Source organism: Pseudomonas sp. NPDC086251 (genome assembly GCF_044746405.1).
GTDB lineage: Bacteria > Pseudomonadota > Gammaproteobacteria > Pseudomonadales > Pseudomonadaceae > Aquipseudomonas.
Window position 1 is genome coordinate 159941 of the sequence record NZ_JBIVBY010000015.1, and the last position, 16166, is coordinate 176106.

The following is a 16166-nucleotide window of genomic DNA, read 5'->3' on the forward strand; positions in this document are numbered from 1 at the left end:
TTTGGCAATTATATGGTTGACTAAGGCATATATGTCAATGCGGGGGGCCGCTGCCTCGATCGTTTCTGGCCGATGGCTGCCTGTCATGGACGCCTGCAACCAACTGCGAAGCGGTTATTCCAGTAATGGACAGGTTTCAGTACTCATACCACGCAACCTTGGAGGCGAGATGAACATGGTGTTGCTTCTGCGGTGTGAAGGGCGTGTCCAGCGTGGCCAATGCGACTGATGTCCAATCGGCGTACTCGCCTGTCGACCTTGCCCAGAACAAGGTCGAACCGCAGTGCCTACAGAATTGGCGAAGCACCCCATCGGACGATGAGTAGGATTTGATGGCCGCAGCGCCGCTCAAGATTTGAAGATCGCTGCGTGGGACACTGCCGTAAGTGGCGAATATCGCCCCGTGGCCTTTTTTACACTGACCGCAATGGCAATGACTCACGGCTTTGGGCGTGGAACTTAACGCGTAACTGACCGCTGCACAGAGGCAGCTTCCCTGATAGACCTCTGTCATCATCTCGACCATCCATGAAAAGGGCGACAGCTTAATCACGGGGCTCGAGTTGATACAATCTCCACTCTTAATTAACGGGGAGCTGAAGCACTGACGGCCTTCAGTCTTGGAGAAGTTACCGACGCGGCAATCTCGAAGTGGGGTAACTCACTGTGTAGCCAGTGCCAGGAGTGGAGGGGACGAGTTCAAGATCTTGTCGTAACCCTGCGACGAGGCTTTCGATGGCATGCCCGGTACACAGTTGAGCCACCGAGATACCGGTGACAACCAGAACTTCCTGATTCGAAACGTCGTGGAAAAACCGGACCGTCATCGCCTCTCCCGGGTCGATGGTGCATTCACAACGAAGGGGCAGAAAACTCTCTTCCACTAAATGGCGGATTTCTAAAGTAGACAGCATAGGGCTTGTCTCGACGGAGCCAGCCAAATGACTTTTGTCTGAAGAGTAATGAGGAAGCGCCGCGAAGGTACGCGCTTGATAGGGCTTAACCTACTTACATTGGCTAGGGGCTCGCCAATGAGTGTATACCCGTGCTCTCAGGTGCTTTAGATCCTTTTGGTCTCTGGTGGTGGGCCAGCCGACTCTGGCGCCGCAACAGTGGGGGAAATATGATACCCATTGACCGTTACCATCGGCCTGTTCATCGGTGCGCAATGCGTGGTGAACGAGGATAACGTGCCGCGCGACGGCCACCTGCGGAGGCAACCATCATGCACCTGATCGAGATATTTTTGCCGCTCAACACGAACGATGGCACACCTCAGCCCGTCGAGCTTTTTCGCCATGCACGGGAGCAGTTGGCCGAGCAGTTCGGCGGCGTGACGGCGTTCACCCGCAACCCGGCGAAAGGGATTGAGCTGCTGGAAGGCAACGAACGATCAGAGGACGACGTCATCGTTTATGAGGTCATGGTTGAAGCCGTTAACCGGCTGTGGTGGCAACGCTACAAGCGCGATCTTGAAGCGCGTTTTCAACAGGAAGACATTCTGATCCGTGTGACCGCCGTGAGCCTCATTCGCTAGCCAAAGCAGCAGGGCTTTTGTGATGGGATGTCGATGTCGAGCCGCTAAAAATACACACAAACGCCACTCGATCGAGTGGCGTTCGTGTGTGTGCTTTTTGTCATCCCCATTGACGACAGAGACTGCGGCCCAGCTCATTCAAGGAGTGAGGAAGTCTTGATAGTTGGCTTTGGTAATCAACTGATAGGGAATGGTCAACTCAGCGGCAAAGGGTTCTTTCCTGATCATCTTCAGCGCCAGATCGATGGCCCCGACGGCCTGGCCTTTATTGTCCTGATAGACCGTCACCAAGAGTTGATCCTTTTTGATCGCGTCCAGGCCGGCGGGGCCCCCGTCGCTGCCGCCGACCAGGATGTCCTTGCCTGGGTGCATGCCCGCCTGGCTGATGGCCATGGCCGCGCCAATGGCCATTTCATCGGCGTTGGCGGCCACCGCATCGATTTTTTTGCCTGAGAGAATCCAGTTGTTCATCAGGTCCATGGCTTTACTGCGCTGCCACTCGGCGCTCTGTTCTTCGACCACGTGGATGTCCGGATAGCTTTTGAGCACTTGCTTCACACCTTGGGTGCGGTTGTGGGTGGCGTTGTTGGAGAGCAGGCCAAGCATGATCGCCAGGTTGCCCTTGCCACCCATTTTTTCCGCTAGGTAGCGCATTTGCATTTCGCCGGCCTTGATCTCGTCCGAACCCACGTAGCCGACGCCCGGCGGCAGTTCGGGCTGGTCGGGGCGGCGGTTGACGTAGACCAGCGGAACGCCGGCCTTCTGCGCGTCGTTGGTCATCCTTTGCGTGGCTGCGGTATCCACCGGGTTGACGATGATCGCGTCCATGCTCTGAGCGGTGAAGTTCTGCACCTGGTTGAGCTGGCGCACCACATCGCCCTGGGCGTCTTCGAATTGCAGCGTCACCCCCGGCAGCTCCTTGGCGTGGGCGGCCATGTAGTCGCGCATTTGCGCCAGGAACACATCGTCCACCTGGGCGATGCTGACGCCGATGCGGGTATCGGCGAGTGCGAAGGAGGTGAAGAGGGCGGCGACGAAGCAGGTCAGGAGTCGTTTTTTCATGGTTTCAGTCCGGTTTTGTTGTTGTTTTTTGAACACGTTTGAAATCGGCTCATGCCTGGCGTTTGGCACTCATCTGCGCTACGCGCTCGGCAAAAGACGCGTAGGTCCAGCGTTCCGTCAGCGCTTGCAGCATCAGTTGCTGCCCGGTCTGCGGGGCGAGGCCGTGCAGGGGCGGATCGGTGTCGAGGTTGGTGGGAAAGGCGTAGCCGTCGGCGGTGCAGGCGATCACTGCATCCAGCTCTTGAGCGCTCAGCACCTGATCCGCCAGGCGCTGGAGCAGGCAAGGGTAGAGCGCCAGCATCATGCGTTCGCGGTTCACCGTTTCCATCGGCTTGCCGAAGGCCGAGGAGATTTGCAGCAGGTTGGCCATGCGCTGGCGATCAGGCGTGTGATTGGTGCCCGCGGCGTGAAACAGCGCCGGGTTGAAGAACAGCAGGTCGCCCTTGTTCAACGGCAACTGCACGGCGTGCTGCTGGAAGTAGTCGATGAACTCTGGACGGCGCCAGGCCAGGTAACCCAGCGCGTATTGCTGGGAAAACGGCAACAGCAGAGTGGGGCCGGTTTCCAGCGGCATATCGGAGTGGGCCACGGCCCCTTGCAATGTCAGGTATTGCGACAACGCATGCAGGGGCAACGGGAAGCGCTCGACCACGTCCTCTGTCTGAAAACCCAGGTGATAGTCACGATGGGGTTGTTGCGCCTGGCCGCCCGGGTGCACCACGTTGACCTGCGCCGTGACTTGAAAGTTTGGGCCCAGCCAGGCCTCGGCGATCAGCCCCAACAGTGGGTTGGCGTAGTACTCGACAAATGACGACGGCGATTGCAGCGCGGCCTTTTGCAACGAATTCCAGATGCGCCCGTTGGTGCCGGCCTTGGCGAAGTGATCGGCGGTGAGGCCCTGGGCGGCTTCCTTGGCGAAGATGGCTTCGAACACCTGACTGTGGCGATCGACCACGTCCAGGTCTGCATAACCCTGGCGCACCACCATGACCCCGGGGCCGTCGCGAAACAGCCGGTGCAGTTCGTCCAGCACCTCCACGCGATAGCCATCGCGCAAGGTCTGCGCATGATAGATCGGCACATTGTTTTGCACGTCGCTGCAGTGGGGATATGCCTCGGCATTGACCTGTTGTTCGCAGAGTCGGGCGAAGTCCTGCAACTGCACTGAATCGGCCCGCACAAACGCTGACAGCGGCTGATTCAAAGCGCGTCTCCCATCAGGCTCAGTGGGCTGGCGGGGCGCGGGGCGGTGTCATCGCCGCAGCCGATCACGCCTTGTTCCAGGTCGATGACGGTGCCGGTCATCATTCCCGATTCGCGCGACAGCAGGAACGCTACGCTCTGCGCCACTTCCTCGGGTTTGAGCAAGCGGCCAAAAGGTTGCGCGCGCTCGACCGTCGCCAGCCAGCCATCCTCGGCACCGTGGTAGCGGCGCTGGATTTCGTCTTCATGGGGCGTGTCCATCCAGCCGATGTTCAAGCCGTTGACCCGAATGCGATTGTGCAGAGCGCTGAAGGCCACGTTTTTGGTCAGGATCGCCAGGGCACCCTTGGACGCCGAGTATGCGGTCAGATACGCCGGCCCGCCGTGGCTGACGATGCTCTGGATGTTGACGATGGCACCTTCCACGCCTTGGCTGATCATCAGTTTCAGCGCTTCCTGCATGAGGAAAAACGGGGCTCGCACGTTGACCGCGAACAGTCGATCGAACAGCTCAGGGGAGGTGTCGAGGATGCTGCCGCGATCAGACATGCCGGCGCAGTTGACCAGACCATGGAGGGTGCCGAAACGGGCGCGGGCGGCGTCGATCACTGCACGGCAATCCTCGACGCTTTCCAGGTCCGCCTCGACGAAAAATGCCTGGCAATCGAGTTCCGCCAACTGGCGCACCTGGGCCTGGCCCTGGTCTGCGCGGCGTCCGCAAATGATCAGGCCGGCGGCGCCCCGGCGCGCCAGCGTGTGGGCTACCGCTGCACCGAGGCCTTGGGTGCTGCCGGTAACGACAAAGTACCGGCCATTGAATGAGGTGTTGAGGTCGGTTTGAGACATGCGGTTCTCCTGGCTTCTTGTTGTTATGAGCGTTGTTGTCCTGGCGCCGGCTCGACGCCTGGCGAAACAGAGACTAGCATTGACAAAACCTCAGCAACGCCCAAAAAGACCTCAAGAAAACCTCAGGTTCCAATCGATGCTCGAACGTGCCAAACACTTTTCCATCAAGCAGATCGCCACCCAGGCGGGCGTCAGCAAGGCGACGGTCGATCGCGTGCTGCACCAGCGCGGCAGCGTGCATTACCAGACCCATCGCCGCATCGAGCAGGCGCTGAACGAATTGGAGGCTCAGGAAAAGAATGGCCTGGCGGCGGGGCGTACGTTTCATGTCGATGTAATCATGCACACGCCGCAACGCTTCAGTGCGGCGGTGCAGGCGGCGATGACCGCGCAATTGAGCAGTCTGGCGCCGTTTCGCATCGCGCCAAGGTTTCACTTGTTTGAAGAAATCGAGCCACAGGCGATGCACGACCAATTGCTCCGTTGCGCAAGCACCGGCAGCCAGGGCGTGGTGCTCAAGGCCGCCGACGAGCCGGCGGTCAACCTGGCGATCAAGCAACTGGCCGCCGTCGGTATTCCGGTGGTCACGCTGGTCACGGACCTGCCGCACAGTGAGCGCATCGGCTATGTCGGCATGGACAACCGCACGGCCGGGCAGACCGCCGCGTACTTGCTGTCGCGTTGGTTGGCGCCACAGCCGCAGGACGTCGCCGTGGTCATCGGCAGCGAGCTGTTTCGCGGTGAAGAAGAACGGGAGATGGGCTTTCGCATGTGGCTGCGCAGCCGTGCCGCGCATTTGCGCGTGCTGGACATCAGCGGTGGCTACGGCGTTTACGAGCGCACCTTCGAGCGCGTGATCGAAGCGCTGAAACAGCACCCCGACCTCAAGGCGGTCTATAGCGTGGGCGGGGGCAATCGGGCGATCGTCGACGCGTTCGCCGCACTGGATCGCCCGCTTGAGGTGTTTATCGGCCACGACCTCGACGAGGAAAACCGCCAACTGCTGGCCGAGGAAAAAATCGCCGCGATCATCGATCACAACCTGCAGATCGATGCTCGCCACGTGTTCTTGCATATCCTGCAATTTCATCGCCTGTGGAAGGCGGGGCCGATTGCGTCGTCGCAAGTGCAGATTGTCACGCCGTTCAATCTGCCTTACTGAGTCAGCCTTTTACGCCGGGCGGACGCCTTCGTACGCATCTTGCAGCAGCTGCCGGATGGCCTTTGCTTCGATCGGCCTTGGGTTCCAGTAGGGGTTGGACAAGGCAATGTCAGTCGCTCGATCAAGGTCGGCTTCGGTCAAGCCCAAGTCCTTCAGCCGGGTCGGTGCACCCAGTGAACTGGACAGGTCGAACAGTGCCGCCGCCGGGCTGCAATCCTCAACGTTCAACGCCCGGCAAATGCGCGACAGGGCCGGAGCAGCAGACTGGTTATAGGCAATGGCGTGCGGCAGCACGATGGTATGAGTTTGTGCATGAGGCAAGTTGAAACTGCCGCCCAGGGTGTGGCAAAGCTTGTGATGCAACGCCATGCCGACGTTGCCGAGCACGGTACCGCAGAGCCAGGCGCCATACAGGCAGTCATCGCGAGCATCGAGATCGCTTGGGTTGTGACGGATGGTTTTCATGCCGGCGGCGAGCGCCCGAATGCCTTCCTCGGCCATCAACGACATCACCGGATTGCCGTCCTGGGCATACAAACCTTCGGCGGCATGGGCGATGGCGTTCATGCCACTGGTGATGGACATGTCGATGGGCAGGCTGACAGAAAGCTGCGAATCGTAGATCACGGTTTTCGGTAGCACGCGCGGATCTTTGCCGGTGCGCTTGAGGCCGTTTTCGGTCAGGCCGAATACCGGCGTCATCTCAGAGCCGGCATAGGTGGTCGGGATCGCCAGGATAGGCAAGCCGGAATCCATCGCGATGGCCTTGCCGAGCCCTGTGGTTGAGCCGCCGCCAATCGCCACTGCGCAATCGGCGCCCAGCTTGCGTGCCAGTTCGCGGGCTTCGCGGGCGGTTTCGATGGGCACGTGCATGACGGCCTTGTCGAAAATCTCGGCTGCACGGCTGCCGAGCAGTTGGGCGATGTGTTCGGCTTGGGCGCGTTGTTCTGGCGTGCAGAGGACTAGCGCACGCTTGGCGCCCAGCCGATCGATTTCCGCTTCCAACTGTTGCAGCGAACCCTGGCCGAAGATCACGCGCGACGGTTGACCGTTATAAATAAAAGGGGACGTGGACATACGTCTATTCTCCGCAAACTGGTAGGGATGATTAATGGGTGGCGATGGGGGTCGGTTGATAGGCAAACAATTGCCAATTAACACCTGTCCTTAGCCAGACATTTAACGTTCGGTTCTGGATTGTCTTAGCCACGCCATGGGAAGTGATATCGGCGACCATTTCGCCGAAGACAATGGCGGTGTCTCCTGATTGATGGACGTTATGAACAACGTGTTGAATGCGGTGATAGATCGAACGTCCATCACGCAAGTTCTTCATAAAGCTGTCGCGGTTATCCACTTTGCCGCTGGAGTGGACATAACTGAGTTCGGGATGAAGTAGACGCTGAACGTTCTCCAGGTCATGACGTTGCATCGCTTGATAACGTTGTTCTTCCAGCGCTGAAATCAACGCAGTGATGGACGGCTCGTTGCTCATGGGGCCCTCGAGATTGGCATTGAAAATGGGATCGATGACTACGCCTTCGCCAGGACGAAATCGAATTCGAGGGTATAAAACGGATCGCTGCTGAGAGTCCCGTCGGGTGTCTCGCCGGGAGGTTGTTGAGCCCAGTGGGTAATCAACGAAGGACGCACGCCGAACACAGCGTCGGAATCCAGGTAGGGATCCCCTTCGCGGAAAACCTGGGTGACTAACCGTTTGTATCCGGGTGCACTGATCACGAACTCCAGGTGCGCCGGGCGCCAGGCGTGGCGATTGAGTGCGGTGAGCATCGTGCCGACAGGACCATCATGGCGTACGCGGTGGCTCTGCGGCACGACGGTGGAAAAGAAGTATCGCCCGTGCAGGTCGGCTTGTAGCAGGGCGCGGTCGGTGTCGCTTGCCACAGGATTCAAGTCGCCACCGACCTGGCTGACCTGAAGGGTCGCGGACGGCAGCGGGTTGCCTTTGGCGTCACGAATGGTGCCACGCATGTACCCTTTGGCGCCGTGGAGCCCGGCACTGATGTCGGCGCCCAGGTCATACACCGTGGCGTTGTGAATCTGCGGCACGTCGAAGGCGGTCGCCTCGGTGCAGCCCGACGGCTTCCTGTCATTCTGAGCCAGCACCAGCGTTGACAGCCCCAACGTGTGTGACAGCAGCACAAACTCCTGGCGATCGGACGAGCAGGCTTTGCCCACTTGTTCGAGAAAATCAACGCCGCTTCGCCACTCTTTTTCCGTCAGTTTGATATCGCGAGCAAAGGCATGCAGATGTTGCACGAGGCTGGTCATTACCTCGCACAAGCGCGCATCAGCGGTGCTGCTATTACGCGCCAATACGGCTTGTGTAATGGTCGCTTCGTCCAGATTTCGCATCTTGACTCCTTGGTTTTTCTTAAGCCCAAGCGCGCTCGTCGATTGGCGAGATACGGAGTGGGCCGCTCTTTTCAGGTCATAGCGCTGCACGTTATAGTTCCGCACAGCGTTGAAAAAGGCCGCCTACGAAATTCTTTATTTCATATATGAAAGAATAAAAACGGAGCACTGAATGGATCGGCTGACCGAACTGGAACTTTTTGTAACGACGGCAGAAGTCGGCACCCTGACCAAAGCGGCGGAAATACTCGGGCTGTCGAATGCCGCTGCAAGTCGGCACTTAGTCGCGTTGGAGCAGCGACTGAATGTCAGATTGATTGACCGCAATACGCGGCGCCTGGCCCTGACCAACTCCGGTCATCAATTTTATGCGAGCTGCAAGAGCTTGCTCGGCGAGTTGAAGGAAGCCGAGGCCTCGCTCAGTGAATCGCTGGTGCAGCCGGTCGGCACGCTGACGATTACCTCATCTATCTCCTTTTGCATGCTGCATATCGCGCCGCTGATCCCGGCGTTTCGCAAGAAGTACCCGCACATCACGGTCAAAGTGCTGGGTGAAAACCGCTATTACGACATCATCGACAGCGAAATCGACTTGGCGATCAGGACCAAGGAATACGAGCCGGATTCCAACATCACCATTCGCCGCCTCGCCGAAACGCGTCGGGTGCTGGCCGCTTCACCCGGTTACCTGCAACGCAAGGGCACGCCGCAGACCATCGACGATCTGGCCCATCACGATCTGTTGATCTACAGCCACGCCAACCAGCCCCGGGTCATGCGCTTTACCAAAGGCGATGAAGAGCGCGTGGTCAAGGTCGACCCTATCCTGGAAACCAACGACGGCCAGATTGTCCGCGCAGCGGCCCTGGCCCATGGCGGCATCCTGGTGCAACCGAAGTACATCATCAATGCCGACCTGGTGGCGGGGCGACTGATCCCGGTGCTGGATGATTGGGACTTGCCGCGCCTGACCATCAACATGGCTTTTCAAAGCCGTCGCTACATGCCAACCAAGTTGCGCGTGTTCATCGATTTTCTGCTCGCGGACTTCGCCGAGCACGAATACGAACGCTACTGGACGCGTTAACGCAGTTTCTCGCTGAACGGAATACACATTTATTTTTTTGATGGTATTCAGTGCGGCGAGTGCCAACTATGCTCCGCTCCGCTTGAACAGCTGAACTTCTCTTTTTTAAAGAGAAGTTGCTCCCTGCGTTTCAATACTGCTCACCAATACGACAATAAAGGCGTCTGCGTTCGCCTGCGCGTTTAAAAATAAATCTAATAATAAGGACACGTTAAGCCCATGAAAAACTTTGCCAAGTGCACGGTTGCGGTCAGCTTTTGCCTGCTGATTCCCAATGCATCAAATGCCGCCAATGAAGCCTTTTCCAGCGATTCGCGCTGGATGACCGGTGACTGGGATGGCGTACGCAGTAACTGGCTGGACCAGGGTGTTGATGTCGAACTGGGTTACACCGGGGAAATGGCCGCCAACGTGCGCGGCGGTTATGACAAAGATCATACGGCGCGCTGGACCGAGCAATATGCGCTGGGCTTCAAGGCCGACCTGCAAAGAATCCTTGGTTGGGAACACTCGACGTTCCAGTTCACCGTCACCGAGCGTGACGGGCGCAACCTGACCAACGATCGCATCGCTGATCCGCGAGTAGGCGGTTACTCCTCGAGCCAGGAAGTTTACGGTCGCGGGCAAACCTGGCGCCTGACGCAAATGTGGCTCAGTAAAGGCTGGCTGGACGGCGCGCTGGACCTGAAATTTGGCCGCTTCGACGAAGGCTCGGACTTCAACAGCTTCCCCTGCGATTTTCAGAGCACGCCGTTCTGCGGTGCCCAGGCGGCGAACTGGATTGGTGACATTTGGTACAACTGGCCGGTCAGCCAATGGGCCCTGCGCGCACGCTACCAGTTTGCTCCCGAGTGGTATGCACAGGTCGGGTTGTTCGAGCAGAACCCCTCGTACCTGGAAACCGGTAACGGCTTCAAGCTCAGCGGCAGTGGCGCCAAAGGCGCGTTGATACCGGTTGAGCTGGTCTGGAGTCCCACGGTCAACGCGCTGCCTGGTGAATATCGGCTGGGCTATTACAAGAGCACGGCCAACGCGGATGACGTACTCGAAGATCGCAATGGTAATCCCCAGCCCGCGACCGGCGATCAGTTCAAACAGCACTCCAGTCGACACGGTTACTGGTTTGTCGCCCAGCAGCAATTGACCGCTCGCGACGGTGACAGCCAGCGCGGACTGTCGGTGTTCGCCAACTTCACCGCACACGACAAGGCCACCAGCCGCGTCGATCATTTCGTTCAGGCGGGCATCGTCTACAAGGGGCCGTTCGATGGCCGGCCCAAGGATGATCTGGGTGTGGGCATCGCACAGGTCCACACCAACTCGGATTTCCGCCAGCGTGCCCGCTTGCAGAATGAACAGAACGGCATTGCCGATTACGAAGATCCCGCCTATCTGCCCCTGCAGTACAACGAAGTCAGCAGCGAGGTCTATTACGGGTTCCACGTCACCCACTGGCTCACCGTGCGGCCCAATCTGCAGTACGTGAAATACCCCGGTGGTGTGCGTGAAATCGACGCTGCGTTGATCGCCGGTCTCAAGGTACAAGCGAAGTTCTAGCCCGGTAATGACCCGCCACGATCAATGGACCCGAACCGTGGCGGGGTGACTACAGTTTTCCACTAGCCGGAAAACACATTTGCCGTAGAGGCATTTTTTTTCCGTTTCAATGGCAGTAGTCTCAATTCCACTGAGCGTACAAATAATTTCAATAAGGTTGACCTCATGTCCAACAATCAAAATGCCTCCCGTGCTTCGTCAAAGATTCTTTGGCGTATCGCAGCCATCACCACCATGGGATCGCTGGGATTTGGTTACGACACCGGCGTGATCTCCGGGGCGCTGCCGTTCTTGACGGTGGGTGCCAGCCAGGGTGGCCTTGGCTTGACGCCCATGACGGAAGGGCTGGTGGCTTCCTCGCTGATATTTGGTGGCGCGTTCGGCGCACTGTTCGCCGGTCAATTATCCGACCGCTATGGTCGCCTCGGTGTACTCAAGGCCCTGGCCATTTTGTTTGCATTGGGGGCGCTGGGTACCGCCGTAGCGCCGGATATCTGGACCATGGTCATCACCCGTTTCATCCTGGGCATTGCCGTTGGCGGTGCGTCATCCACCGTTCCGGTGCTGATCGCCGAGTTGGCAGCGCCCAAACATCGCGGTCGGCTGGTGTGTCAGAGCGAGTTGATGATCGTCTCTGGACAGTGCCTGGCCTACATCACCAGCGCCGGCCTGGCGCACCTGTTCGACAGTCCGTTCATCTGGCGCTACATGCTCGCCATCGCCCTGATCCCGGCGGTGCTGCTGTACGTCGGAATGCATTTTGTGCCGACCTCACCCCGTTGGCTGGTCAGCAAAGGGCGTATTGCCGAAGCAAAAACGACCTTGGCCGGTATCCGTGATACCCAGCGCGAGGCGGACCGCGAGCTGAAGGAGATCATTGCCCAGTGCAACGTCGAAAAGCACCACAGCGGCGTGCTCGGCAAGCTCAACGAACCCTGGTTGCTCAAGCTGCTGGCCATCGGTATCGGCCTGGGTTTCGTGATCCAGTTCACCGGCGTCAATGCATTCATGTACTACACACCGATGATTCTCAAAGAGACTGGCATGGGCACGAATGCCGCACTGGTCGCCACCATCGGCAATGGCGTGGTTTCGGTGATCGCCACTTTGATCGGCATGTGGGTGATCAACCGCATGGGCCGTCGTTCGATGCTGTTGTTGGGGCTGACTGTTGTGGTGCTGGCGCAAATCTTCCTCGGTGTCGTGCTCAACTTCATGCCGCATTCGCTGGTGCAAAGTTACCTGGCACTGTCCGGCGTGCTGGTGTTCCTGTTCTTCATGCAGATGTGCATCGGCCCGGTGTATTGGCTGTTGATGTCGGAGCTGTTTCCGACCCACGCCCGGGGCTTGATGAATGGCATTTCCGTGAGCGTATTCTGGATCTTCAATGCCATCGTCGCCTTCGTCTTCCCGGTCCTGTTGAGTGCGATGGGCGGCATGACCTTCTTCCTGTTCGCCGTGGTGAACATCGGCTCGATCATCTTCTGCACCTTGTGGTTGCCAGAGACCAAGGGCCTGACCCTGGAAGAGATTGAACAACAGATGAAACAGCGCTTCAGCGGGCGCAGAAAATGGCCTGTTGCCGACGTCAAAGCGTATTGAGAACTGCCATTGCGCAGGCTGGCGCCCACCCTTAAAAGCCGGCCGGCCTTCAAGAATAACGAACAAGGATTTCCACTCATGACTGCTCACCTGGACACCGACATCGCCATTGGCGGCCTGTTCGAAGAGGAACACTCCGCCGAAATCGTCAATGCCCGAATCTCTGCCGACGCCAACCCGCGCCTGGCCGAAGTCATGGCGGTACTGACCCGGCATTTGCATGCCGCCATCAAGGAAATCGAGCCGACTCACGATGAGTGGTTCAAGGCCATCGAGTTCCTGACCCAGACCGGCCAGATGTGCACCGACTGGCGTCAGGAATACATCCTGCTGTCGGACGTGCTGGGTGCGACCATGCTGGTCGACGCGATCAACCATCGCCGGCCCAAGGGCGCTACGCCCAATACTATTCTCGGCCCGTTCTACGTGGCCAATGCGCCGCACTATGAAAACGGCGCGAACATCTGCCTGGACGGCAAGGGCGAACCGACCCTCGTCAGCGGTCGGGTGCTGGACACGGCGGGCCGGCCGATTGCCGGCGCCACCCTGGACATCTGGCAGACCAACGATGATGGCTTCTACGACGTGCAGCAAAAAGGTCTGCAACCGGACTACAACCTGCGCGGGCTGTTCACCACCGATGCCGAGGGTTACTACGCGTTCCGCACGGTCAAGCCGCGTCATTACCCGATCCCGGCCGACGGTCCCGTCGGCAAGCTGTTGGGTGATCTGGGCCGGCACCCGAACCGCGCAGCGCACCTGCATTTCATCGTCACCGCCAACGGTTACGACCAGGTCATCACGCACATCTTCACGCCTGACTGCCAGTACTTGCACGAGGACACCGTGTTTGGCGTGAAGAAAGAATTGATCGCCGAGTTCACCACTCAACGCGACCCGGCGGTCGCCGAACGTTACGACTTGCCCGTGCCGTTCCTGGCGGTCAATTGGGATTTTGTTCTGACCCCGCTCTGATTTACCGACAACTGTCTTTGACCGTTCTCAAACCCCTCATAAGTGATCGTCATGCCCACTAAAAATATCGAACTTCTTGCTGCCTATTGGACCCTCGCTGGCGATACCTACCCTGGCGCCCCCAGCGAAATCAGCCCGTTCTCCCTGCAGGATCGAGCGCAAGTCGCCTCGAAAGCCGGTTGGCGCGGCATGGGGTTTGTCCATGCCGACTTGCTGCATAACGTCGACAAGCTGGGCATTTCCACGGTGCGCAACATTCTCCAGGACAACGGCATCAAACACGTGGAAGTCGAGTTCCTGACCGACTGGCACCTGGACGGCGAGCGCCGTGCGGCGTCGGACAAAATGCGCGACGAGTTGCTGGACATTGCCGGCGAACTGGGCGCGCGCAGCCTCAAGGTCGCCGGCGGTCTGTTCGAAGACGGGCCTCCGGACGTGCCGCGCATGCGCGAAACCTTTGCCTTGTTATGCGATCGGGCTCAACCCTTCGGCGTCAACGTGGTGATCGAGTTCCTGCCGTTTTCCAGCGTCTGCACCATCGACCGCGCCATTGCAGTGACCGAGAACGTGCGCCCTAACGGCGGCCTTCTGGTGGACACCTGGCACGTCGCACGTGGCGGCATGAGCTTCGATGAAATCGCCAAGATCCCGCTTGAATTGATCAAGTCCATCGAGCTGGATGACGCCAATCACGCCATCGTCGAAACGCTGTTCAACGACTCGACGCACCATCGCAAACTGTGTGGCGAAGGTGCATTGGATGTGCCGGCGTTTATCCAGCAGGTGGTCAATGTCGGCTACCGCGGGCCCTGGGGTGTCGAGCTGATTTCCGCCGAGTTGCGCAAGCTGCCCCTGGAAGTGGCGGCGAAGAGAGCCTTTGACACCACCCTCGCGCAATTCGAAGGCATCCAGTTCCCGAATTGAATTGATGTGCCAAAGCACGCTGACGTTGCACTCGTCTACACCATCGAACAATAGCGTTTCAAGGAGATAACAAATGGTAGGTATCGCAGTTCTCGGCGCCGGCCGTATCGGCAAGATCCATGCAGCCAACGTGGCCGCCAGCCAGTTCGCCAAGCTCGTCGTGGTGGCGGACCCGTTCGGTGATGCCGCTCAGAGCCTGGCCGACGCCTTCGGTGCCGACGCCATGCTCGACTGCGAAGCGGCCATCGATCGCGACGATGTCCAGGCCATCGTCATCGGCACTCCAACCCACACCCATATCAGCCTGATGCTGCGTGCCGTGCGCCAGGGCAAAGCGGTGCTGTGCGAGAAGCCGATCGACCTCGATATGGCCAAGAGCCTGGCCGCGGTAGAGGAAGTGGAGCGCCTGAATGGGCGGGTCATGTTGGCGTTCAACCGCCGCTTCGAGTCCACGTTCGCTGAAATGCGCGCGGCTATCGATGCCGGCGATATCGGCGAAGTGCGCCAGGTGATCATCAGCAGCCGTGATCCTGGTCTGGCACCGGAAGACTACATCGAGCATTCGGGCGGTATTTTCCGCGACATGACCATCCATGACCTGGACATCGGTCGCTGGTTGCTGGGCGAGGAACCGGTCGAGCTGACCGCCATCGGCAGCCGCCTGATCGATCCGCAGATGATGGAAAAGTACGACGACTACGACACGGCCATGGTGCAGATGCAAACGGCGTCGGGCAAACAGTGCCATATCAACAACTGCCGCCAGGCGGTCTATGGCTACGACCAGCGCATCGAAGTATTCGGCTCCAAAGGCATGTTGCAGATGGATAACCTGCGTCCGACGACAATCCGTCGCTGGAACCAGGACGTCACCGATGCGCGCGAACCGCTGCTGAACTTCTTCCTTGAGCGTTATCAGCAGGCCTACAAAGCCGAACTCGATGCCTACATCGAAGCGCTGGTGAAGGGCACGCCGATGCCGACCACCGTACAGGACGGTCTCAAGGCCTTGCAGCTGGCCGATGCCGCAGTCGAATCGGTCAAGACCGGGCGCGCGGTCAGGCTCTGAGCCTGAACGGTCATCGTCTATTTCGGACAAGAACACCTGGAGAACATCATGTCTTACAAGCTTGAGAATGGCGCCACTATCGGTGTGGCCTGCCTGGGGATTACCCACCCACACACGTCGGGCCGCGTCAAAGCCTTCAAGCGCATACCCGGCGTGCAGTTTCTTGGCGCCTATGACGACAGCCCTCTGCTGGATCCGTTCTGCGATGCGCTGGACTTGCAGGCACGCAGCAAGGAAGAAATCCTCGCTGACCCGAACGTGCATGTGGTGCTCGTGCACCCCAAGAGCTACTTGATGGCCGACTGGGCCATCGAAGCGCTGGAGGCCGGCAAAGCGGTGCTCTGCGAGAAACCGGCGGGCCGCGGCACCATCGACACCACACGCATCGTCGACGCGGTCGAGCGTACCGGCGGGTTGTTCCAAGTCGGCTACTGCTGGCGCTACGCGCCATCGGTGGAAAAAATGCAGCAGGTGCTGCAGAGCGGTGAAATCGGCAAGGTGCTGCAGGTTCGCGCGCACGCTGGCTGTTCACACGACGAAGCCGACACCAACCACATGAAGCAACCGGGCGACCGTGGCGGTGCCTTTTATGTGATCGGCTGCCATACCATCGACCGTTTGCTGCTGCACTTCGGCAAACCCAAATCGGTCAATGCGCGGATTACCAAGTTCGCCGGGCAGATGAGCGATTCGGCGCGCGAGGACGCCGTGGGCGCGGTGCTCAACTACGATGATAAGTTGATCACCATCGATTTCATGTCCTGGG

Annotated in this window: 17 protein-coding genes; 9 read left to right on the plus strand and 8 right to left on the minus strand. The window is 59.0% G+C overall.

What is annotated here, in order from left to right; translation table 11 throughout:
- Positions 1–136: 136 nt before the first annotated feature.
- Positions 137–514 carry a GFA family protein gene (locus ACIPL2_RS19280; protein ID WP_401358645.1) on the minus strand — a complete coding sequence of 126 codons (378 nt, stop codon included), beginning with the start codon at positions 512–514 and terminating at the stop codon, positions 137–139.
- A 115-nt stretch (positions 515–629) separates the two neighbouring features.
- Positions 630–914: a DUF1652 domain-containing protein gene (locus ACIPL2_RS19285; protein WP_401358619.1), complete on the minus strand. Its 285-nt coding sequence runs from the start codon at positions 912–914 to the stop codon at positions 630–632.
- A 311-nt stretch (positions 915–1225) separates the two neighbouring features.
- Here ACIPL2_RS19285 and ACIPL2_RS19290 point away from each other — a divergent pair, with 311 nt between their 5' ends.
- Positions 1226–1537 (plus strand): hypothetical protein, encoded by a 312-nt coding sequence (locus tag ACIPL2_RS19290; RefSeq protein WP_401358621.1) that lies wholly within the window; start codon positions 1226–1228, stop codon positions 1535–1537.
- 138 nt (positions 1538–1675) lie between these two features.
- Here the strand turns inward: ACIPL2_RS19290 and ACIPL2_RS19295 are convergent, their stop codons facing one another.
- Genes ACIPL2_RS19295 through ACIPL2_RS19305 form a run of 3 tightly spaced genes read right to left on the minus strand, consistent with a single transcriptional unit; the run spans position 1676 to position 4648 of the window.
- Positions 1676–2599, minus strand: coding sequence for a sugar ABC transporter substrate-binding protein (locus ACIPL2_RS19295; protein ID WP_401358622.1), 924 nt, complete (start codon positions 2597–2599; stop codon positions 1676–1678).
- Between the two features lie 49 nt (positions 2600–2648).
- The gene (locus tag ACIPL2_RS19300; protein ID WP_401358647.1) at positions 2649–3791 is read right to left on the minus strand and encodes a phytanoyl-CoA dioxygenase family protein; all 1143 of its coding nucleotides are present in this window, start codon (positions 3789–3791) and stop codon (positions 2649–2651) included.
- A gap of 8 nt (positions 3792–3799) precedes the next feature.
- Positions 3800–4648 carry an SDR family oxidoreductase gene (locus ACIPL2_RS19305; RefSeq protein WP_401358623.1) on the minus strand — a complete coding sequence of 283 codons (849 nt, stop codon included), beginning with the start codon at positions 4646–4648 and terminating at the stop codon, positions 3800–3802.
- Between the two features lie 136 nt (positions 4649–4784).
- On the opposite strand from ACIPL2_RS19305, the gene ACIPL2_RS19310 reads away from it, so the two are divergent.
- Complete coding sequence (locus tag ACIPL2_RS19310) at positions 4785–5810, plus strand: LacI family DNA-binding transcriptional regulator (RefSeq protein ID WP_401358624.1); 1026 nt, start codon at positions 4785–4787, stop codon at positions 5808–5810.
- Between the two features lie 9 nt (positions 5811–5819).
- Here the strand turns inward: ACIPL2_RS19310 and ACIPL2_RS19315 are convergent, their stop codons facing one another.
- Genes ACIPL2_RS19315 through ACIPL2_RS19325 form a run of 3 tightly spaced genes read right to left on the minus strand, consistent with a single transcriptional unit; the run spans position 5820 to position 8186 of the window.
- Positions 5820–6887: a maleylacetate reductase gene (locus ACIPL2_RS19315; protein WP_401358626.1), complete on the minus strand. Its 1068-nt coding sequence runs from the start codon at positions 6885–6887 to the stop codon at positions 5820–5822.
- Positions 6888–6918: 31 nt separating this feature from the next.
- Positions 6919–7305: a nuclear transport factor 2 family protein gene (locus tag ACIPL2_RS19320; protein ID WP_401358627.1), complete on the minus strand. Its 387-nt coding sequence runs from the start codon at positions 7303–7305 to the stop codon at positions 6919–6921.
- A gap of 38 nt (positions 7306–7343) precedes the next feature.
- On the minus strand, positions 7344–8186 hold the full coding sequence (locus tag ACIPL2_RS19325; RefSeq protein ID WP_401358628.1) for a dioxygenase: 843 nt from the start codon (positions 8184–8186) through the stop codon (positions 7344–7346).
- A gap of 172 nt (positions 8187–8358) precedes the next feature.
- Between ACIPL2_RS19325 and ACIPL2_RS19330 the strand changes: the two genes are divergently transcribed.
- From ACIPL2_RS19330 to ACIPL2_RS19360, 7 genes are all read left to right on the plus strand, one after another.
- Positions 8359–9273, plus strand: coding sequence for a LysR substrate-binding domain-containing protein (locus tag ACIPL2_RS19330; RefSeq protein ID WP_401358629.1), 915 nt, complete (start codon positions 8359–8361; stop codon positions 9271–9273).
- Positions 9274–9492: 219 nt separating this feature from the next.
- Positions 9493–10830: a carbohydrate porin gene (locus ACIPL2_RS19335; protein ID WP_401358631.1), complete on the plus strand. Its 1338-nt coding sequence runs from the start codon at positions 9493–9495 to the stop codon at positions 10828–10830.
- Between the two features lie 165 nt (positions 10831–10995).
- A complete protein-coding gene (locus tag ACIPL2_RS19340; RefSeq protein ID WP_401358633.1) occupies positions 10996–12432 on the plus strand; it encodes a sugar porter family MFS transporter in 1437 nt (478 codons plus the stop codon).
- Between the two features lie 78 nt (positions 12433–12510).
- Positions 12511–13407 carry an intradiol ring-cleavage dioxygenase gene (locus ACIPL2_RS19345; RefSeq protein ID WP_401358634.1) on the plus strand — a complete coding sequence of 299 codons (897 nt, stop codon included), beginning with the start codon at positions 12511–12513 and terminating at the stop codon, positions 13405–13407.
- A gap of 51 nt (positions 13408–13458) precedes the next feature.
- Positions 13459–14331, plus strand: coding sequence for a sugar phosphate isomerase/epimerase family protein (locus ACIPL2_RS19350; RefSeq protein WP_401358636.1), 873 nt, complete (start codon positions 13459–13461; stop codon positions 14329–14331).
- A gap of 73 nt (positions 14332–14404) precedes the next feature.
- Complete coding sequence (gene iolG / locus ACIPL2_RS19355) at positions 14405–15400, plus strand: inositol 2-dehydrogenase (protein WP_401358637.1); 996 nt, start codon at positions 14405–14407, stop codon at positions 15398–15400.
- 48 nt (positions 15401–15448) lie between these two features.
- On the plus strand, positions 15449–16166 hold a 718-nt coding region (locus ACIPL2_RS19360), incomplete at its 3' end, for a Gfo/Idh/MocA family protein (protein WP_401358638.1).

Coding starts and splice junctions, on each gene's coding strand:
- ACIPL2_RS19325 (WP_401358628.1), bottom strand. CDS start 8,186: ATGCGAAATCTGGACGAAGCGACCATTACACAAGCCGTATTGGCGCGT.
- ACIPL2_RS19320 (WP_401358627.1), bottom strand. CDS start 7,305: ATGAGCAACGAGCCGTCCATCACTGCGTTGATTTCAGCGCTGGAAGAA.
- ACIPL2_RS19330 (WP_401358629.1), top strand. CDS start 8,359: ATGGATCGGCTGACCGAACTGGAACTTTTTGTAACGACGGCAGAAGTC.
- ACIPL2_RS19315 (WP_401358626.1), bottom strand. CDS start 6,887: ATGTCCACGTCCCCTTTTATTTATAACGGTCAACCGTCGCGCGTGATC.
- ACIPL2_RS19295 (WP_401358622.1), bottom strand. CDS start 2,599: ATGAAAAAACGACTCCTGACCTGCTTCGTCGCCGCCCTCTTCACCTCC.
- ACIPL2_RS19310 (WP_401358624.1), top strand. CDS start 4,785: ATGCTCGAACGTGCCAAACACTTTTCCATCAAGCAGATCGCCACCCAG.
- ACIPL2_RS19345 (WP_401358634.1), top strand. CDS start 12,511: ATGACTGCTCACCTGGACACCGACATCGCCATTGGCGGCCTGTTCGAA.
- ACIPL2_RS19280 (WP_401358645.1), bottom strand. CDS start 514: ATGACAGAGGTCTATCAGGGAAGCTGCCTCTGTGCAGCGGTCAGTTAC.
- ACIPL2_RS19305 (WP_401358623.1), bottom strand. CDS start 4,648: ATGTCTCAAACCGACCTCAACACCTCATTCAATGGCCGGTACTTTGTC.
- ACIPL2_RS19335 (WP_401358631.1), top strand. CDS start 9,493: ATGAAAAACTTTGCCAAGTGCACGGTTGCGGTCAGCTTTTGCCTGCTG.
- ACIPL2_RS19285 (WP_401358619.1), bottom strand. CDS start 914: ATGCTGTCTACTTTAGAAATCCGCCATTTAGTGGAAGAGAGTTTTCTG.
- ACIPL2_RS19350 (WP_401358636.1), top strand. CDS start 13,459: ATGCCCACTAAAAATATCGAACTTCTTGCTGCCTATTGGACCCTCGCT.
- ACIPL2_RS19340 (WP_401358633.1), top strand. CDS start 10,996: ATGTCCAACAATCAAAATGCCTCCCGTGCTTCGTCAAAGATTCTTTGG.
- iolG (WP_401358637.1), top strand. CDS start 14,405: ATGGTAGGTATCGCAGTTCTCGGCGCCGGCCGTATCGGCAAGATCCAT.
- ACIPL2_RS19290 (WP_401358621.1), top strand. CDS start 1,226: ATGCACCTGATCGAGATATTTTTGCCGCTCAACACGAACGATGGCACA.